The following is a 17,977-nucleotide window of genomic DNA, read 5'->3' as shown; positions in this document are numbered from 1 at the left end:
GCGGAACGTGCATTCCGCGCGCGTTCAGAAATACGGCGGCTTGGTGTGTCCGGCGGGCGACAACGTGAAGATTTCGCAGCCATCCCTGGTGACGCCAACCGTGTGTTCGAACTGCGCGGACAGGCTCTTGTCTCGCGTCACCGCCGTCCAGCCGTCCGAGAGAACCTTCACGGCGTAGCCGCCCGCGTTGATCATGGGTTCGATGGTGAAGATCATCCCCTCTTGCAGCGTGGGGCCCTCGCCGGGGCGGCCATGGTGGCGCACCTTCGGGGGCTCGTGGAATTTGCGGCCGACGCCATGCCCCGAAAAATCGCGCACGACCGAGAAGCGTTGGCTCTCCGCGAAACTCTGAATGGCATGACCGATGTCACCGAAAGTCGCGCCGGGTTTGACCTTTGCGATGCCGAGCATCATGGCGTCATAAGTGACATCGACCAGCTTGCGCGCTTTCACGCTGACCTCGCCGCAAAGATACATGCGGCTGGAATCGCCAAACCATCCGTCCAGCACGGGGGTCACGTCTATATTGACGATGTCGCCTTCCTGCAGGCGCTTGTCGCCGGGAATGCCGTGACAGACGACGTGATTGACAGAAATGCAGGTTGCTTTCGGGTATCCCCGGTAATTGAGCGGCCCACAGATGGCACCGTGATCCACGATGAACCGCTCCATGAGGTCATTCAGCTCTACTGTGCGAACTCCCGCCTTCACATGAGGCGTGATGAAATCGAGCGTGGCGGCAGCAAGTTGACCGGCGCGACGCATGCCTGCGAAATCATCCGGACTGTAGAGAGGGATTCCTGAAGACCCGGTTTGCGCGTCGTCCATGGAGACGTCTTTCGTTGAGGATGGAGTGCAATTTTCAAGGCGAGTGAAAATCGCCCCATTTCCCGCAAAAAGCAAATGAAGCCAGCCGCCTTCCTGATCGGTTTGGCTGAATGACCGGGGCGGGAAGGCTTTGGGATGACCGATCCTGACGCGAGGCCGTCCCATTTATGGGCGCTGAACAGCGTCAGGCCGCAGCATATGGGCCGCGGCCTGACTGATGAACGCGCTTCCATTTCGCCAAACAGCCGCTCCGTGGGCCGTCGGCCTGCTCGCCTTTACGCGCTGTGGCTGACCACCGTGCTGTAGATGCGTTCGAGAAGGGCAAGCGCACCGCGATAACCGACATAGCTTCGCGACAGCACCACCTCATAGGAAGCCGGAAAGCCGACTTCGACGAGCGAGCCCTTCATTTCCTTCACGAGGTCGCGCTCCCAGGTCGTGCCGAAGATGATCGGCGGCTTTTGGCCGAAATCGGCGGCGCGGAGCGACTGGTGGATGAGGTAGCTGTCCTCGATGAACTCAACCTCCACCGAAACGTCATGGTCGATGCGGCGGAACTCGTCGCGGATCGCGTCGCGATATTCGAGCGGCGGGTCTTCGGTCACGATCTGCTTTGCCGGGATCAGACCGAGCTGCGTCACGAGGAATTTCGTCAGCGCGAGGTTATAGGCGCTGTCGCCGGCCACGGCGAATTTCGCAGGCAAGCCCCACCAATATTCGGAATAGAAATCGGTGAAGCCGTCGATGTAGTTGTAATAACGCAGCTCTTCGGCTTCGATGAAAGCTTCGACCCGCTTCTTGGGCAGCTTGGCGAAAGCTGCAACCTCGCGCAAGAAGGCCGCGCTCTGCCTCGCGCCGATCGGCAGCACGGGGATGTGCAGGAATGGCTGGTCGTACTTCTCCTGAAGCAGCTTTGCGGTCGAAAGGTTCAGCCAAGGCGTCAGCACGAGGTTGAAGCCTGCCCTCGGGATATCGCGCCATTCCGAAACGCCGGCGCTGTCCGGGCCGAACAGCACATTGACCTTGAGGCCGATGCCTGTCAGCAGCCGCTTTATCTCTTCCAGGTCGCCGCGCCAGAACGTGTTGTGATAGGGCAGCAACGACCACAGGTTCACGGTTTTCGCTTCGCGCGTGCCGTCCCACGGCTCCAGATACTGCTCGATGATGGCCTGCGTGACCGCTTCATGGCCGGTGAAGTTGTTGCCGCGAAAGCCGCCGGTCTCCGCGTAGACGATCGGAACGCCGCGTTTCTGGAAGTCGCGGACGACCGAGCCCACGTCGTCGCCGACGAGATCCGGGATGCACCCCGTCAGCACGACGAACAGATCCGAGTCGATGACCTTCAGCGAAGATTCGATCAGTTCGCGAAGCCGGTCGGCGCCCCCGAAGATCACTTCACGCTGCGATGCGTTCGTGCTCGGCACGACGGGGCCGCCGCCATATCCGGCGCTTTGATAGCCGTTGTAGAACGCGATGTTCATATACTGCTTGTCGGCGCAGCCCGGCCCGCAATGGGTGATGGGGACGACGCGCGGGATCGCCGCCGCGCTCTGCATCGCGCCGATGGCGCACACATAGCGCACGAGTTCGATATGAGTCGCCTCCGCGGCTTCCGGCTTTGTCTCGGCCGCAGCGCGGGGTTTCAAGGCGAGAAGGGCCATGAAGTCTCCTGTTAGCTGGCTTGGGCGCGGGCAAGCGCGAAGGGATCCTTCTCGCGAAGCCACGACGTTTTGTAGGGAAGGCGAACGTGCCTCGCGATGTCCTGATGGAACTTGCGATGGCGCAGGACGGCGAGAACGGACTCGCCGAGATTGATCATGCCCTGATAGCCGAGCGCATGGTGCTCATCGCCGAGCGGAATCGCGGGGATGCCGACGCGGGCGGCAAGCGGCGCCAGACCGTTGTGGCGAATGATGATGAAGTCCGGATTTACGCGCTGGAGCAGGTTGTAAAACTGGAACTGCTGGCGATTGCCCACGGTGAAGAAGTCCACATCGCCGTAATTTTCGAGAAGATGCGCAAGCGAGTCCTGCTTCGGATCTTCGCTGTCGTAGACCGGGTCGTGATGGAACACGAGCGAGCCGTCCACCTCGACGCCAAGCTCGCGCAGCACTTCGATGAGGCCGTGCGAGTAGGCCGACCCCGTCGCAACATAACCCTTGACGCCGCGAAGCTTCTCGCGAAGCGCCGCGATCTTCGGTTTCACCCTGGCATGCTCTTGCGCAATGTAAGCCTCCGCCCGGTCCTCGCGGCCAGTCACGCGGCCGAGTTCGCGCAGCAACGCGTCGGTGCCCGGAAAGCCGTAGGGCTGAGGCGCCTTGATCTGCGGCACGCCGAATTCCTGTTCCAGCGCCGTGCCGAGATACGAGCCGAGCGTGTAGCAGAAACTCACCGTCGCCGCCGCCTCCGACATCTGCGCCAGTTCCTCGACGGATGAGAGCGGCATCACGTAGTTCACGCGGAGGCCGAGTTCCATCAGCATCGGCGTGAAGACGTCCGAACCCCAAAGGTTTATGACGTTGACGAGATCGTCCTGCTTTTTCGCGGGAGCCTTGCGGACGATCTGGCGAAGGACGCCATGCTGCGCCGCGTCGAAGCCGGTGCTCCAGTGCTTCGACTTGAAGCCCTCGCAATGCACGGGGATGACCGGCACGCCGAGCTTGGCTTCGGCATGGCGCGCCACGCTGTCGACGTCGTCGCCGATGATGCCGCTCGCGCAGGACGTCGCGATGAAGATTGCGGCGGGCTTGTGCCGCTCGAAGGCCGCGCGGATGGCGGCGTCGAGCTTGTCCGCGCCGCCATAGACCATGTCGCGCTCACGCAGGTTCGTGGAGATGAAACGGACATTGCGGACGGGAAGACCACGCGCCTTGCAGCCGTTGCGGAAGCGCTGATTGTAGACGACCTGACCCGCCCCGCAGCCGATCGGCGAATGCTGGATCAGCACCGCGTCGCGGACATTACCCGCCTGCGTCTCCACCATCTGCTCGGAACAGACGGAGCCTTGCGTGAAGGGCCCCGTCAGTTCGCAGACGCGGCGCGCCTTGCCGCCGCCCCGTCCGCTTGGTCCGCATCCGCCGCAGTCGCCGCGCGAGAACGCGGACTCCTCGGCGAGCGCGGACGCGGTGCCGTCCCAGCCGATGATGGTTCCGAGACGCTGCTCGCGCGTTTCGACCGTCGGCGTCTTGAGGTTGATTGCCATGGCCCGAGGCTACTCCGCCGCCACGCGTGCGAGGGCGAACGGGTCTTTTTCGGCAAGCCAGGATTTCTTGTAGGGAAGCTTCACGCGGCCTGCGATGTCCTGATGGAACTTCCGATGCTGAAGCACCGCCAGAATGGCTTCGCCGAGATTGATCATGCCCTGATAACCGAAGGCATGCAGTTCGTCGCCGAGCGGGATCGCCGGGATGCCAAGGCGCGCGGCAAGGGGCGAAAGCCCGTTGTGGCGGATGATGATGAAATCCGGGTTCACCCGCTGCAGCAGGTTATAGAATTGAAACTGCTGGCGGTTGCCGACCGTGAAGTGCTCCACCTCGCCATAGTTCTCGATGAGATGGTCGAGCGTGTCCTGCTTCTGATCTTCGCTGTCGTAGACCGGGTCGTGATGGAACACGAGCGAGCCGTCGACTTGCACGCCGATTTCGCGAAGCACACCGATGAGACTGTGTGAGTAGGCCGAGCCGGTGGCGATGTAGCCCTTGAGCCCCGCCAGCTTCTTTTTCAGTTCCTCCACCTTCGGGCGGACACGGGCGTGCTCCCGCTCGATGAAGGCTTCGACCTTGTCTTCGCGCCCCGTGACGCGTGCGACTTCGCGAAGCCATGCGTCGGTCCCCGCGAAGCCGTAAGGCTGCGGTGCGCGGATCTGCGGGACGCCGTATTCCTGTTCGAGGCCTTGAGCGAGATAGGTGCCGAGCGTGTAGCAGAACGTGACCGTTGCAGCCGCCTCGGACATCTGCGCCAGTTCCTCGACCGTCGCCATGTCGATCACGTAGTTCACGCGAAGGTCGAGTTCCTTCAGCATCGGCGTGAAGACGTCGGAGCCCCAGAGGTTGATGACGTTGACCAGGTCTTCCTGCTTTTTCGTCGGGTTCTTGCGCACGATCTGACGCAGGATGCCGTGCTGTGTCGCGTCGAAGCCCGTGCTCCAGTGCTTGGAGGCGAAGCCTTCGCAGTGAAGCGGAATCACGGGGATGCCGAGGTCGGCTTCGGCATGCCTCGCCACGCTTTCCACGTCGTCGCCGATGATGCCGCTCGCGCAGGATGTCGCGATGAAGATCGCTTTGGGCGCGTGTCGCTCGAAGGCCGCGCGGATGGCCGCGTCGAGCTTGTCCGCGCCGCCATAGACCATGTCGCGCTCGCGCAGATTGGTCGAGATGAAGCGGATGTTCTGCACGGGATGGCCGCGCATCGCGAGGCCGTTGCGATAGATGGAGTTGTAGATCACCTGGCCCGCGCCGCAGCCGATGGGCGAATGCTGGATTAGCACCGCGTCGCGAATGTTGCCGGCCTGGCATTCCACCATCTGCTCGGAGCAGACGGACCCTTGCGTGAACGGTCCGGTCAGTTCGCAGACGCGGCGCGCCTTCGCTCCGCCGCGCCCGCTCGTGCCGCAGCCGCCGCACTCGCCGCGCGCATAAGCGGATTCCTCCGCAAGCGCGCTCGCCTTGCCATCCCAGCCGATGATCGTGCCGAGGCGCTGCTCGCGCGTTTCGACGGTGGAGGTTTTCAGGTTGATGGTCATGGACTCAAGGGCTCCATTGAGTTGCCGAACTGGTCGTTAAGCGGCGGCGCGTTCCTGCTCGACGAGCCGGTCGGCCCATTTCGCGGACCATTCGCGCAGTTCGAGCGGACCGAGCGGTGTCGGCACCTTCGATTCGGTATGATCGGCGATGCGACGCGCGAGGGCGCGATAGACCTCCGCCTGCTCGGACTTCGGCGCGGCCTCGATGGTGGTCCGGCCCGAAAGCTCGGCCTGTGTCACGGTCAGCGAGCGAGGCACATACTGGACGATGGGGGTCTTCGTGTGAGCTGCGAAGTCGTCGATGATCTCGCGCTGGAAGTCGGTGTTGATCGAGTTGGCGATGATGCCGCCGAGGAGCGCGCCGCCAGCCGTCGAGAATTTCTCGATGCCCTTGAACAGGTTGTTCGCCGCGTAGACCGCCATGAAGTCGGACGACGACACCGTGAACACGTGTTCGGCGATGCCCTCGCGCACCGGCACGGCGAAGCCGCCGCATACCACGTCGCCGAGCACGTCGTAGATGACGTAGTCGAGGTCGAGTTCCTCGAACACGCGCTGCTGCTTCAGAAGCTCGACGGCGGTGATGATGCCGCGCCCCGCGCAGCCTACGCCCGGCTGTGGGCCACCCGCTTCGACGCAGTAGATGCCGCCGAAGCCCTGAAAGATCGCCTCATAGGCGTCGACACGGCGGCGCTCGGCCAGAAGGTCGAGCACGGACGGAATATATTCGCCGCCCCGCAGGGTGTTGGTCGAGTCGGCCTTCGGGTCGGCGCCGAACTGCATGACCTTGTAGCCCGCTTCGGCGAGCGCCGCGCTGATGTTCGACGTTGTTGTCGATTTGCCGATTCCGCCCTTGCCGTAGATGGCGATCTGCTTGAGTTTCTTGGACATCTTCTCTCCTGACAGGGTTTAGGCAGTTGTTCAGCCGTGCGAAAAGGTCGGCTCGGCCGCGAGGCCGTCGCCGTAAAGCTCGTTGGTGTAGTCGCTGACGCCGGGGATGCCGCACGCGTCGGCGCGGCAACGCTGGCAATGCGTGAAGACCCGAAGGTGCTTCGACGCCTCGGCTCTGGCGCGCTGACGCTCGATCATTCCGGGCTCTTTCAGATGCGAGAGCTTGTGCTGCGGGATCAGCGGAATGATGTTGATGAGGTGCGCGCCGAGCCCGGCGACACGGGCCGCGACATCGCCGATGTGGCGGTCGTTCACGCCGGGGATCAGCACCGTGTTGATCTTGATCGTGAGTCCGAGCCGCGCCGCCTTCTCGATCCCATCCAGCTGACTGGCGATCAGCCGCTCGGCGGCTGCGATCCCGTCGACGCGCTTTCTCTGCCACGCGATCTTCGGCGTGATCTGAGCCTGAATTTCGGGATCGACGGCGTTTACCGTCACCGTAACGGTTTCAACGCCAGCCGTCGCGAGCGCGTCGACATGCTGCGGCAACGCGAGTCCGTTTGTCGACAGACACAGTACGAGGTGCGGCCAGCGTTCATGCACGCGGGCGAAGGTTTCGAGCGCATGCGATGTGGCCAACGGGTCGCCCGGCCCGGCGATGCCGACGACGGCGAGGTTCGGCAACAGCGCGAGTGCGCGCTCCACGATGCCGACGGCTTCGTCGGGCGAAAGGAGCCGCGTGGCCACGCCGGGGCGCTGTTCGCGGCGGTTGAAGTCGCGGCGGCAGAAAGCGCATGCGATGTTGCACGTCGGCGCGACCGGCAGATGCAGGCGCGCGGCGGCGGCGTGCCCCTCGGCGGTGGTGCTGAAACAGGGATGACGACCTTCGAGCGCCGGAAAGGCGGGCGCTGCCGTCTCCTTCATGGCGCGAATTGCGCAGGAAAGGGCGGGCGGGTCGGAAGGGGCGGTCACGCTGCTTCCCTTTCGGCAAGGAGGCCGCTCTCGGCCAGTTCGGCCAGTTCGGCCAGTGCGTGTTCGATCGTATCTTCGGTTTCAAAGGCAAGGATGCCGAGCGCGTCGAGCCGGTTCACCGCGCATTCGCCGATGCGTGAAACGAGGACCGCGCGGCAATCGCTCACAAGGTCCACGGACACGTCCATCGGATCGCGAACCGTCCGCTCGTCGCGCGCGGCACCGCATGCGGGAAGGTTGCGCCGTTTTTCCAGAAGCCGGAAACGGCCATCCGCAAAATCCCAGATCTGGAATTGCAGCGCGTAACCGAAATGCTCGGTGACGGCTATGCCGTCGCTCGTGCCTATGGCGACTTTCATAAGCTTTCCCGGTTAATTGGTTGCCCGTATTGTCTCGCCGCGCTACGCCGCGACGCGCTCCTGCCGAATGGCGAGCGTTCCCGAACCAGCGATCAGCGGCTCTCTGAGCAACCGCTGCGGGTGGAAACCTTCAGAAAGCTGACCTTTTCCGTCGAATTTATCAAGAATAATTTTTACGACGGAGGCGAAAGTGACGTGTCAGAAGGAGCGTAATTTTCCTGCCTGCATGATATGCAGTTAGTTTTTCTTTCCAAGGGCGCTCATGGCGCGAGACGCTTGCCGTTTCCGCTCAACATTTAAACGAGTACTATCGCGGGCCAATTCTGGGGCCCCCTCCTGCTGAAGCCGGATCATGAAATCGCCCCGGGGGCGCGGCGGCGAACCGGAAGTTCCGCTTCCTGAAGTACACGCCGGACAGGCTGGATCTCGCGGATAAACGGCTACCAGAGTCCCGGCACCAATCGATGGTGCGTGATCGCGGCATAGTCTTCGTATCCGGCGAGTTCCTGCCGCAGGGCGCGATCTTCGCGTGCGGTGCGCCATACAAACAGCATCATGATGAGGGCCATCGGCAGGAGCGCCCAGCCCGAACCGAGCATGAGCGCGGCGCCGGGCAACCCCAGCAGCGTGCCCACATACATCGGGTGGCGGACGACGGTGTAAGGGCCGTTGGTGACGACCGCGTGGCTTCTATCGCTCTGGATGCGGACGGTAGTTTCGGCGTGGCGGTTCACGACCATCGTCCACGTCGTGATCAGCGAACCCGCCAGGAAGCAAAGAACGCCCGGATAGATGGTCCACCAGGGCAACGGCGCCCACGAAAAGCGTTCGGCATCCAGTCCGGCGAGAAAGGGATAGAAGAGGACGACGGGCAGGAACAGGGCATAGAAAAGCCTGTCGAAAGGCTTCGTGTCCTTGCGAATTCCTTTTGCGCGTTCTTCCAGAAGTCCGGGGCTTGCGAAACGCACGATCAGACTGCCCGCGACCGACACGCCGACAAACACGGCGGCATAGAGCCAGCCGCGGTTCCAATCGAGGCTGCCGGCTCCCAGAAAGGCAAGGGCGACATAAAAGCCTGAACCAACCGCCGGTTTGATCAGGGCACGGACAAGGCCCGGTGATAGTCCCGTTGCCATGGTGACGGAAGCCTCCCCGCAATTCGGGAAGAATTACTCCTGAAATATGGCACCGCCAAGAGAATAACCGTACACGGACGGCGCGACACCTTAACGTCCGGTCAGGTGTCCCTCACGCTGAGTTTCTGCCAATCCGCCTCTGAACTTCGAGAAGTGAGTTTTCCCGATCTGATCGCGATTCAATCGGTGTGGAACGGCATCTAGCGCGCGTTCGCGGGCGCGACATCCTCGATGTGGAACTCGATGCGGCTCTTGCCGCCCCATTCGTCGCGCTCGATGCGGCCCGCCACGTGGCAGGCGAGGTCGCGCCCGGCGGCGAGCGCCGCGCCGATCTCGGTTTCCGCCGCACGGAAAGCGACCGCGCTGATCTGGCTGCCGTCCATATCCTGAAGAGCAAGGCGCAGGTGGCCGCCGGAAATTTCCTTGATCATGGTCGGGCGAACGGAGGCGAGGCTGAAACGCGGCGCAGGATTGCCCTGTCCGTAAGGGCCGGCCGCTTCAAGCTGCGCGCAGAAATCGAGCGTCGCCGCGCGTGGCCTGAGTACACCGTCGATTGGCAACTCGGGCGCGGCGCTTGCAACGCGATAGGCGGGGTCGAGCGCCGCGCGCAGAAAGGCCGCCAGCTCGTGCAGCCGCGCCGTATCGACGGTGATGCCCGCCGCCATCGTATGGCCGCCACCCTTTTTCGCGACGCCCGCTTCCACCGCACCGCGCACCGCCGCGCCGATGTCGACGCCCGATACCGAGCGCGCGGAGCCGGTGGATTCGCCCGCTTCCTCGTCCTGCGAGAAGATCAGGCACGGCCTCTGAAACCGCTCGGTGAGGCGGCTCGCGGCAAGACCGACAAGCCCCTTATGCCAGGCAGGCGAACCTGCGATGATGATCGGCGCGGACGGGTCTTCCATCAGCGTGCGGTCGGCCCAGGCGGCCGCTTCCTCGACCGTCTTGATTTCGATCTCGCGTCGTTCGCGGTTGAGCCGGTCGAGCGTCTCGGCGATGCGGCGCGTCTCGATTTCATCTTCGGACGCAAGCAGCCGTGCGCCAAGGCTCGCGTCGCCGATACGCCCGCCTGCGTTGATGCGCGGCCCGAGCACGAAACCGAGCGTATAAGGCGAGGGCGGCTTGTTCACGCCAGCCGCGTCGGCGAGCGCGCGAAGGCCAGGATTGCGGCGATTGCGGAGCACCTTCAGCCCCTGCACCACGAAAGCGCGGTTGACCCCGGAAAGCGGCACCACATCGCACACCGTCGCCAGCGCCACGATGTCGAGCCAGCCGAGCAGGTCCGGCGCGGCGGATTTCGCGTAGGCGCCTTTAGCCCTAAGCCGCCGCTGGGCCGCGACACACAGGAGGAAGGTCACGCCTGCCGCGCAAAGGTGGCCTTGCGCCGACAGGCAATCCTGCCGGTTCGGGTTCACCACGGCATAGGCAGCCGGAAGCTCCTCGTTCACCTGATGATGATCCACCACGACGACATCGATGCCCCGTTTTGCGGCGACGTCGAGCGCCTCGAAGCTGGTCGAACCGCAGTCCACCGTCAGGATGAGCTGCGCGCCGTCCTCGATGAGTTGAGTGATGGCGGGGCCGTTCGGGCCGTAGCCCTCGGTTATGCGGTCGGGGATGTAGATGCGCGCGTCGAGCCCATGCCACGCGAGGAAGCGCTTCATCAGCGCCGAGGACGACGCGCCGTCCACGTCGTAGTCGCCGAAGATGGCGATGCGCTCGCCCGTCTCGATGGCGCGCGCGATGCGCTCGGCGGCCTTGTCCATGTCGGTGAAGGTCGACGGGTCGGGGCAGAGCGCGCGCAGCGTGGGGTTGAGGACGTCGGCCACGTCGTCGAGCGAGACGCCGCGCGCGGCAAGGATGCGGCCGATGATTTCGGGAAGGTTGTGGCGCTGCGCGATCGCCGCCGCGATATGGGCATCCTGCGGCGCCAGGCGCTCGATCCATTTGAGCCCGCGCGCCGAACGCTCCACGCCGAGAAACGCCGATTGCGCGCGGGGATGCTGTAACGGCAGGGACAGGGAACGCACTCGCAAAGCTCCATCTTGACCAGGAGCTTGAGTGTATTCGATTCGTTCGTCGTGAAACCGGCGTGAAACAAAAACTGCGGCCGTTTTCCACGGATGTTCTCGCGGGTCAGCCTGCGTTAACCGACCGACCTGATTCCCGGGCGAGCGCTGGAGGAGGTCAGCCCGTCAGCGCCGCGAAACCGCGTTCGAGGTCGCGCTTCAGGTCGCCCACGTCTTCGAGGCCGATGTGGAGGCGCAGCGCCGGGCCTTCTGCCTGCCACTTCGTCGCGGTGCGCGAGTGCGAGCAGTCGAACGGCACGATGAGGCTTTCGTAGCCGCCCCAGGAATAGCCCATCCCGAACAGGCGGAGGGCGTTGAGGAAACGCCGCACAGCTTCCTTCGGCTGCGGCTTCAGGATGATGGTGAAAAGCCCGCTTGCGCCGAGAAAGTCGCGCTTCCAGAGATCGTGGCCGGGACAGCCGGGGAGAGCCGGATGGATGACGCGGGCGACTTCCGGGCGCGCCGCCAGCCATTCGGCCATTGCGAGCGCGGATTTGTAATGCCGCTCAAGCCGCACCGGCAGCGTGCGAAGGCCGCGCAACGCGAGGAACGCATCCTCGCCGTTCACACAAAGGCCGAGCGTTTCATGCGTGGCGGCGACCGCCGGGGCCGTCGCTGCGTCGCAGGTGATCGCGCCGAGAAGCGAATCCGCATGGCCGACGATGTATTTCGTCGCCGCCGTGACCGTGATGTTCACGCCGAGATCGAATGCGCGGAGGAAGATCGGCGTCGCCCATGTGTTGTCGATGGCGACGGGCACGTTGCGCCCGCGCGCGGCGGCGCAGATCGCCGGGATGTCCTGCACCTCGAAGGTCTGCGAGCCGGGCGACTCGGTGAAAACGAGCTTCGTGTTCGGCCGGATCAGCGCAGCAATGCCGCCGCCGATCAGCGGATCGTAATATTCGACCTCCACGCCGAGCCGCTTCAGCACCTTGTTCGCGAAGCGCCGGGTCGGGAAGTAGGCGCTGTCGGTGATGAGGATATGCCCGCCCGCTTCGGCGTAGGTGAGAAGCAGCGTCGACACGGCGGAGAGGCCGGACGGCGCGAGAAAGGTTTGCGCGCCGCCTTCGAGCTTCGTCAACGCCTCTTCGAGCGCGCGGGTGGTCGGATTCGATGGACGCCCGTAAGTATAGGGCACGTCGCGCGATTCGAGGCTCTCGGCGTTCGGGTACAAGACCGTTGAACCGCGATAGACGGGCATGTTCACGAAGCCGAAATAGCGATGCGGATCGCGACCGAGCTGCGTCGCTTCCGTCTCGACGGAAATATCCTCGTCGCTTCCGTGTTGGCCTGTCATGTCGCCTCGCCTCGTAAAAGTCTTTTGTTCACACCATTCAAGATGGGGCGTCAAGTTAGACCGCAAGCCCGCGTTTTGCCTTAATGCTGCCAAGTCAAGGACATCAGCCTGACGGAAGCCCCCCGCAGCGAGCCTCGAACCAGGAGACAGGATGAAGCGTCACGGGATTCTATATTGCGCTCTTGCACTTGCACTTCACTGTGTCGGCGCTCAGGCGGGGACGCTTGACGAGGTCAAGGCGCGCGGCAAGCTGAATTGCGGCGTCACGCAGGGGCTCGCGGGCTTCTCCTCGGCGGATGCGAGCGGCAACTGGGCTGGTCTCGATGTCGATTTCTGCCGCGCGGTCGCCGCCGCCATCTTCGACGACGCATCGAAGGTGAATTTCGTGCCGCTGTCATCGAAGCAGCGCTTCACGGCGCTCCAGTCGGGCGAGATCGACGTGCTGTCGCGCGTCTCGACCTGGACGATGCAGAACGATACGGCGCTCGGCATCACCTTCGTCGGCGTGATCTATCACGACGGGCAGGGGCTTATGGTGCGCAAGAAGCTCGAAGTGCAAAGTGCGCTCGAACTGTCCGGCGCGGAGGTCTGCACCAACACCGGCACGACGACGGAACTCAACATCGCGGATTTCTTCCGGGCTCGCTCCATGCCCTACAAGATCGTCGCCTTCGAGAAGTCGGACGAGGCCCTCAAGGCTTACGAGGCGGAGCGCTGCGACGTCTATTCCACCGACGCGTCGAGCCTGTCGGCGCAGCGCATCAAGCTCGCCCAGCCGGACGATCACGTGATCCTGCCGGATCTCATTTCAAAAGAGCCGCTCGCCCCGGCGGTCCGGCAGAACGACCCGCAATGGGAAAGTCTTGTGCGCTGGACGCTGTTCGCGCTGATCGACGCGGAGGAACTGGCGGTGACGAAAGCCAATGCGGACAAGCTTTCCCGAACCGACGCGGCCCCCGGTGTGCGGCGGCTGCTCGGCGCGGAAAGCGATTACGGGCGGGCGCTCGGCCTGGACAAGGACTGGGCGCTGAAGGCCATCCGCGCGGTTGGCAATTACGGCGAGATTTTCGATCGCAATCTCGGCCAGCAAAGCCCGCTCAAGATCGAGCGCGGGCTGAACAAGCTCTGGAACAACGGCGGTATCCTGTTCGCGCCACCGGTGCGATAGTCTTTCACCGACATCACTTCCACGGAAACGCAACAGGCAAATGGAAGAGACGGGACGCGCGGCACGCTTCTGGATACAGGCTGCGCTTCTCGCCGCAGTGGTGGCGTTTGCCGGGTGGCTCGTCTTTACCGCATGGACGAACATCGGACGGTTGCCCGTACATTTCGGCCTCGGCTTCCTGTCGGAGCCTGCCGGTTTCAGCGTGCTGCAAACGCTCATTCCGTTTGACGAAAGGTCCACCTACGGCCGCGCTTTCGTGGTCGGTCTTCTGAACACGCTTCTGGTCGCCGGCATCGGCATTGCCCTTGCCACCGTCATCGGCTTCAGCATAGGCGTCGCGCGGCTTGCGCCGAATCGCCTGTTGCGCGCTGTCGCCGCGGGATATGTCGAGCTGTTTCGGAATCTGCCGCTGCTGCTGATCCTGTTCTTCTCTTACTTCGGTGTGTTGCGCCAGTTGCCGCCGCCACGCACAGGCTTCGAGTTCGCGGGCGCGTATCTCAACAATCGCGGGCTGTTCCTGCCGGAACCGCAAGGCGGCGGCTGGTTCCTCGCCGCGGCGCTGGCCTTATTCGCAGCGGCTCTCCTTTTGAAAGCGCGTTGGCGCGTCTTCGCCAATGTCGGCGGGGCTGTCGCACTCATCGCGGCATTGGCGATGACGCACATCGTCTGGCCCGAAGCGCGCGGGCTCTCCGTCTCCGGGGGCCTGCGCCTCATCCCTGAATTCGTCGCGCTCGTCGCCGCACTTGCGATCTACACCGCCGCCTATATCGCCGAGATCGTGCGCGCGGGCATTCAGTCGGTCGCGCGAGGGCAGGGGCAGGCGGCCGCCGCGTTGGGGCTGACCGGCTTGCAGGCGATGCGCTACGTCGTTCTTCCGCAAGCCCTGCGTCTCGTCGTGCCGCCGCTCACGAGCCAGTATCTGAACCTCACCAAGAATTCCTCGCTCGCGGTGGCCATCGCCTACCCGGATCTCGTGTCGATCTTCGCCGGAACGACGCTCGCGCAGACGGGGCAGGCGGTGGAGATCATGGCGTTGACCATGGGCGTCTATCTCACATTGTCGCTCGCCACGGCCGCGCTTCTCAACTGGCAGAATGCGAGGATCCGCGCATGACAATGCTAGGCGCGCCGCGTTTCTCTGTCGATATGCCGCCGTTTCGCCGCCTGCTCGGGCGTGCGGTGAACGCCGCCGTGACGCTCGCGCTTGGCGTGGCGCTCGCCTTCGTCGCTTACGGCGCGCTGTCGTTCCTCGTGTTCGGCGCGGCGTGGAGTGGCGATGTCTCGGCCTGCCGGGCGACCGATGGCGCTTGCTGGCCCTTCGTCGCCGCGAAGCTGAAGCAGTTCGTTTTCGGCCGCTATCCCGACGACGAGCTATGGCGAGCGATGACGGCGATGCTGCTTCCGCCCGCGCTCCTGGTGGCGGCGTTCCTCGCGCGCCGTCGCGTCGGGTTGGCTGGCTACGCCGCAGCCGTGGCGCTCGGACTGCCGCTCGCGTTCCTTCTGGTTGCCGGCGACGGCGTCCTTCTCGCGCCCGTTCCAACGGACGTATGGGGCGGCCTCACCTTGACGCTTCTCGTGTCCTACACCGGGATCGTGGCCTCTCTGCCGCTCGGCATCGTGCTCGCGCTGATGCGGCGGTCGAGCTGGCCTGTGCCGCGCTGGCTTGCGATCTGTTTCATCGAATTCTGGCGCGGGGTGCCGCTCGTGACGGTGCTGTTCATGGCGGCTGTGATGCTGCCGCTTTTCCTGCCGGAGGGGGCAAGCATCGACAAGCTTGCGCGCGCTCTTTTCGCCATCGCGGTGTTCGCGAGCGCCTATATGGCGGAGACGATTCGAGGTGGCCTCCAGAGCGTGCCCGAAAATCAGGTTACAGCGGGGCGAGCGCTGGGCCTGCGCTATTCACAAATCCTCGCGCTCATTATTCTTCCACAGGCAATTCGTAGCGCCCTGCCGGGTATTGCCGGGACGTTCATCGGCCTTTTGAAAGACACGACCCTGGTCCTAGTCATTGGATTATTTGACTTCCTCGGCATGATACAACTCGCTGCCACTGATCCGGCATGGTCTGCATCGACGACGACATTGACTGGCTACGCTTTCGCGGCCCTTGTCTTTTGGAGCCTGTGCTATGCTATTGCAGCAGTCAGCGCATATTTAGAGCGCGTAACGGCCGAGGGCCGACGCTAACGTCTTTTCCGGGGGAATACGTTATGGATCCAGATCTCGTGCGTCAGCAGGAAGAAGCACAACGCGTGGCAAGCGGGGCCGCGCCGAAACCGGCCGAGGCATCGGCTGAACCCGTTCAAGTGGTGGAAGCACCCGCGGCTCCGGCATTCGAGCCCGGCCGCAAGCCGCCGCTTCCGCCGCATTGGCACGCGGAAGCCGCCCCCGCAGCGGAGGAAGCTCCGGCCGCTGCTCCCGCCCCGTCCGTCGAGACGGTTGCCGAGGCTCCCGAGGTCGCTCCGGCGGTTGAGGCCCCGGTTGCACCCGTCGAGAAAGCCCCCGCGCCAAAGAAGGCCGTCAATCCCAATCGCCGCGCGCTTCCTCCCTTGGGACGCAAGAAGGCCGAGGGCGAGCCGGTCAAGAAGGGCTTCTTCCGCGGCTGGGTGAAGTTCGTGGTGCTGACGCTGGTCGGTGCACTGCTTGGCGCGGGCGCTGGCTTCGGCGCGTTCCAGTACCTTCACCTCGCGCCTGAGCAACTCAATACGACGCTCGCCTATGGCGGCGGTGCAGGCGCCCTGCTTCTGGGCCTTTGGGCGCTTTTGCACTTCGACGTCTAGTCGTCATCAAGTGAAGCGCGTTCCAGAGACCGCGCGATCCGCCTTATGTCATCAGATCAGGCCGGGACCGAGAAGCGGTTCCGGCCTTATTTGTTCGCTCCGTGGCCTGAGATAAGGAGCGATGCCCGGCGCCCCGACCGCCGAAAAGACGGCGCGTCCCATAATGAGACGCGCGCCTTTCAGTTCTACGCGCGCAGATCCAGAGGCACGTAATCGCGCTGAGGCTCGCCGATGTAAAGCTGACGCGGACGGCCGATCTTCTGCTCCGGATCGGCGATCATTTCTTTCCACTGGGCGATCCAGCCGACCGTGCGCGCAACCGCGAACAGCACGGTAAACATCGAGGTCGGGAAGCCGAGCGCCTTCAGCGTGATGCCGGAGTAGAAGTCGATATTGGGATAAAGCTTCTTCTCGATGAAGTATTCGTCTTCGAGCGCGATGCGTTCAAGCTCAAGCGCCACCTGCAGAAGCGGGTCGTTCTTGACCCCGACGATGTCGAGCACTTCCTTGCAGGTCTTCTGCATCACGCGCGCGCGCGGGTCGTAGTTCTTGTAGACGCGGTGGCCGAAGCCCGACAGGCGGAAGTTGTCGTTTTTGTCCTTCGCGCGCTTGATGAACTCGGGGATGCGGTCGACCGTGCCGATTTCCATCAGCATCTTCAGCGCTGCCTCGTTTGCGCCGCCATGCGCCGGCCCCCACAGGCAGGCGATGCCGGCGGCGATACATGCGAAGGGGTTTGCGCCGGATGAGCCCGCGAGCCGCACCGTGGAGGTCGACGCGTTTTGCTCATGATCCGCGTGAAGCACGAAGATGCGGTCCATCGCGCGGCTGAGCACGGGATTGACCTTGTACTCCTCGCACGGCACCGCGAACATCATGTAGAGGAAGTTCGACGCGTAATCGAGATTGTTGTTCGGGTAGATGAACGGCTGGCCGATGGAGTATTTGAACGCCGTCGCGGCGATGGTCGGCATCTTCGCGATCATGCGGATGGCCGCGAGGTCGCGCTGCACCGGATCGTTGATGTCGATGGAGTCGTGATAGAACGCGGCAAGCGCGCCGACCGTGCCCACCATGACGGCCATCGGATGCGCGTCGCGGCGGAAGCCGGAGAAGAACTTGTTCATCTGCTCGTGGATCATCGTGTGATACGTCACACGATTGCGGAACTGCAGATATTCCTGCTTGTTCGGCAGTTCCCCGTACAGAAGAAGATGGCAGGTTTCGAGGAAGTTGCCGTTCTCCGCGAGCTGATCGATCGGATAGCCGCGATAGAGAAGAACGCCCTTGTCGCCATCGATGAAGGTGATGTCGGATTTGCACGACGCGGTCGAGGTGAAGCCCGGGTCGTAGGTGAAGGCGCCGGATTGCCCGTAGAGTTTGGAGATGTCGACCACGTCGGGGCCAACGGACCCGGAATAGACCGGCAGTTCGATTTGCTTGTTCTGGAGGATGAGAGTGGCCGAGCCGTTGGGCTTGGCGTCACCCTTGTGATGTGCGGAGTTGGTATCGGTCGAGCTCATGCTCGCCTCCTGGTGACGTTATGCCGCGCGCGGGAGGCGCGTAGGGTGCCGTGAGGGTGACACGCCATCGCCTAATTTGCCAGCACATTTTGCACTGCACACTTTGCGTGCAATCGCACATTATCGCGAGCGCAATCCCGTTTCGTGCGGGTATTAATGCAAAGGCTTGCCGCACGTTCCAGGCTCACCAGCCTGCGCGATTAAGGTATGTTG

15 protein-coding genes are annotated in these 17,977 nt (G+C 63.6%); 4 read left to right on the top strand and 11 right to left on the bottom strand.

Annotated elements, in window-relative coordinates:
- Window positions 1-24 precede the first annotated feature (24 nt).
- The 10 genes from map to metC all read right to left on the bottom strand — a co-directional run bounded on the left by map (window position 25) and on the right by metC (window position 12,293).
- The gene (map, locus tag QM659_RS02965; protein ID WP_415187318.1) at window positions 25-828 is read right to left on the bottom strand and encodes a type I methionyl aminopeptidase; all 804 of its coding nucleotides are present in this window, start codon (window positions 826-828) and stop codon (window positions 25-27) included.
- 275 nt (window positions 829-1,103) lie between these two features.
- Window positions 1,104-2,489 (bottom strand): nitrogenase component 1, encoded by a 1,386-nt coding sequence (locus tag QM659_RS02960; RefSeq protein ID WP_415187317.1) that lies wholly within the window; start codon window positions 2,487-2,489, stop codon window positions 1,104-1,106.
- Window positions 2,490-2,500: 11 nt separating this feature from the next.
- Window positions 2,501-4,030: a nitrogenase component 1 gene (locus tag QM659_RS02955; RefSeq protein ID WP_415187316.1), complete on the bottom strand. Its 1,530-nt coding sequence runs from the start codon at window positions 4,028-4,030 to the stop codon at window positions 2,501-2,503.
- Between the two features lie 9 nt (window positions 4,031-4,039).
- Entirely contained in the window at window positions 4,040-5,569 is a 1,530-nt protein-coding gene (locus QM659_RS02950) for a nitrogenase component 1 (RefSeq protein WP_415187315.1), read from the bottom strand.
- Between the two features lie 36 nt (window positions 5,570-5,605).
- Window positions 5,606-6,460 (bottom strand): nitrogenase iron protein, encoded by an 855-nt coding sequence (nifH, locus tag QM659_RS02945; protein WP_127076529.1) that lies wholly within the window; start codon window positions 6,458-6,460, stop codon window positions 5,606-5,608.
- Window positions 6,461-6,490: 30 nt separating this feature from the next.
- Window positions 6,491-7,432, bottom strand: a complete 942-nt coding sequence (locus tag QM659_RS02940) for a radical SAM protein (RefSeq protein WP_415187314.1) — start codon at window positions 7,430-7,432, stop codon at window positions 6,491-6,493.
- Window positions 7,429-7,791 carry a NifB/NifX family molybdenum-iron cluster-binding protein gene (locus QM659_RS02935; RefSeq protein ID WP_415187313.1) on the bottom strand — a complete coding sequence of 121 codons (363 nt, stop codon included), beginning with the start codon at window positions 7,789-7,791 and terminating at the stop codon, window positions 7,429-7,431. Before QM659_RS02935 ends, QM659_RS02940 begins: the two co-directional genes overlap by 4 nt.
- A 440-nt stretch (window positions 7,792-8,231) precedes the next feature.
- Entirely contained in the window at window positions 8,232-8,927 is a 696-nt protein-coding gene (locus QM659_RS02930; RefSeq protein WP_415187312.1) for a methyltransferase family protein, read from the bottom strand.
- Between the two features lie 200 nt (window positions 8,928-9,127).
- The gene (gene recJ / locus QM659_RS02925; protein WP_415187311.1) at window positions 9,128-10,957 is read right to left on the bottom strand and encodes a single-stranded-DNA-specific exonuclease RecJ; all 1,830 of its coding nucleotides are present in this window, start codon (window positions 10,955-10,957) and stop codon (window positions 9,128-9,130) included.
- 157 nt (window positions 10,958-11,114) lie between these two features.
- Window positions 11,115-12,293, bottom strand: a complete 1,179-nt coding sequence (gene metC, locus QM659_RS02920; protein WP_415187310.1) for a cystathionine beta-lyase — start codon at window positions 12,291-12,293, stop codon at window positions 11,115-11,117.
- A 151-nt stretch (window positions 12,294-12,444) separates the two neighbouring features.
- Between metC and QM659_RS02915 the strand changes: the two genes are divergently transcribed.
- From QM659_RS02915 to QM659_RS02900, 4 genes are read left to right on the top strand one after another with little or no spacing between them, the layout of a single operon-like run.
- Complete coding sequence (locus QM659_RS02915) at window positions 12,445-13,461, top strand: amino acid ABC transporter substrate-binding protein (RefSeq protein WP_415187309.1); 1,017 nt, start codon at window positions 12,445-12,447, stop codon at window positions 13,459-13,461.
- A 40-nt stretch (window positions 13,462-13,501) separates the two neighbouring features.
- Window positions 13,502-14,575, top strand: coding sequence for an amino acid ABC transporter permease (locus QM659_RS02910; RefSeq protein WP_415187308.1), 1,074 nt, complete (start codon window positions 13,502-13,504; stop codon window positions 14,573-14,575).
- Window positions 14,572-15,648, top strand: a complete 1,077-nt coding sequence (locus tag QM659_RS02905) for an amino acid ABC transporter permease (RefSeq protein WP_415187307.1) — start codon at window positions 14,572-14,574, stop codon at window positions 15,646-15,648. Before QM659_RS02910 ends, QM659_RS02905 begins: the two co-directional genes overlap by 4 nt.
- Before the next feature lie 23 nt (window positions 15,649-15,671).
- Window positions 15,672-16,241, top strand: coding sequence for a hypothetical protein (locus QM659_RS02900; protein WP_415187306.1), 570 nt, complete (start codon window positions 15,672-15,674; stop codon window positions 16,239-16,241).
- A 185-nt stretch (window positions 16,242-16,426) separates the two neighbouring features.
- Here QM659_RS02900 and gltA read toward each other — a convergent pair whose 3' ends face one another.
- A complete protein-coding gene (gene gltA, locus QM659_RS02895) occupies window positions 16,427-17,764 on the bottom strand; it encodes a citrate synthase (RefSeq protein ID WP_127076521.1) in 1,338 nt (445 codons plus the stop codon).
- Window positions 17,765-17,977: the final 213 nt, after the last annotated feature.

Source organism: Rhodomicrobium sp. (assembly GCF_047605405.1).
Taxonomy (GTDB): Bacteria; Pseudomonadota; Alphaproteobacteria; order Rhizobiales; family Rhodomicrobiaceae; genus Rhodomicrobium; species Rhodomicrobium lacus.
Note: the sequence above shows the minus strand (reverse complement) of the source record. Positions and strands in the feature narration are given on the sequence as shown.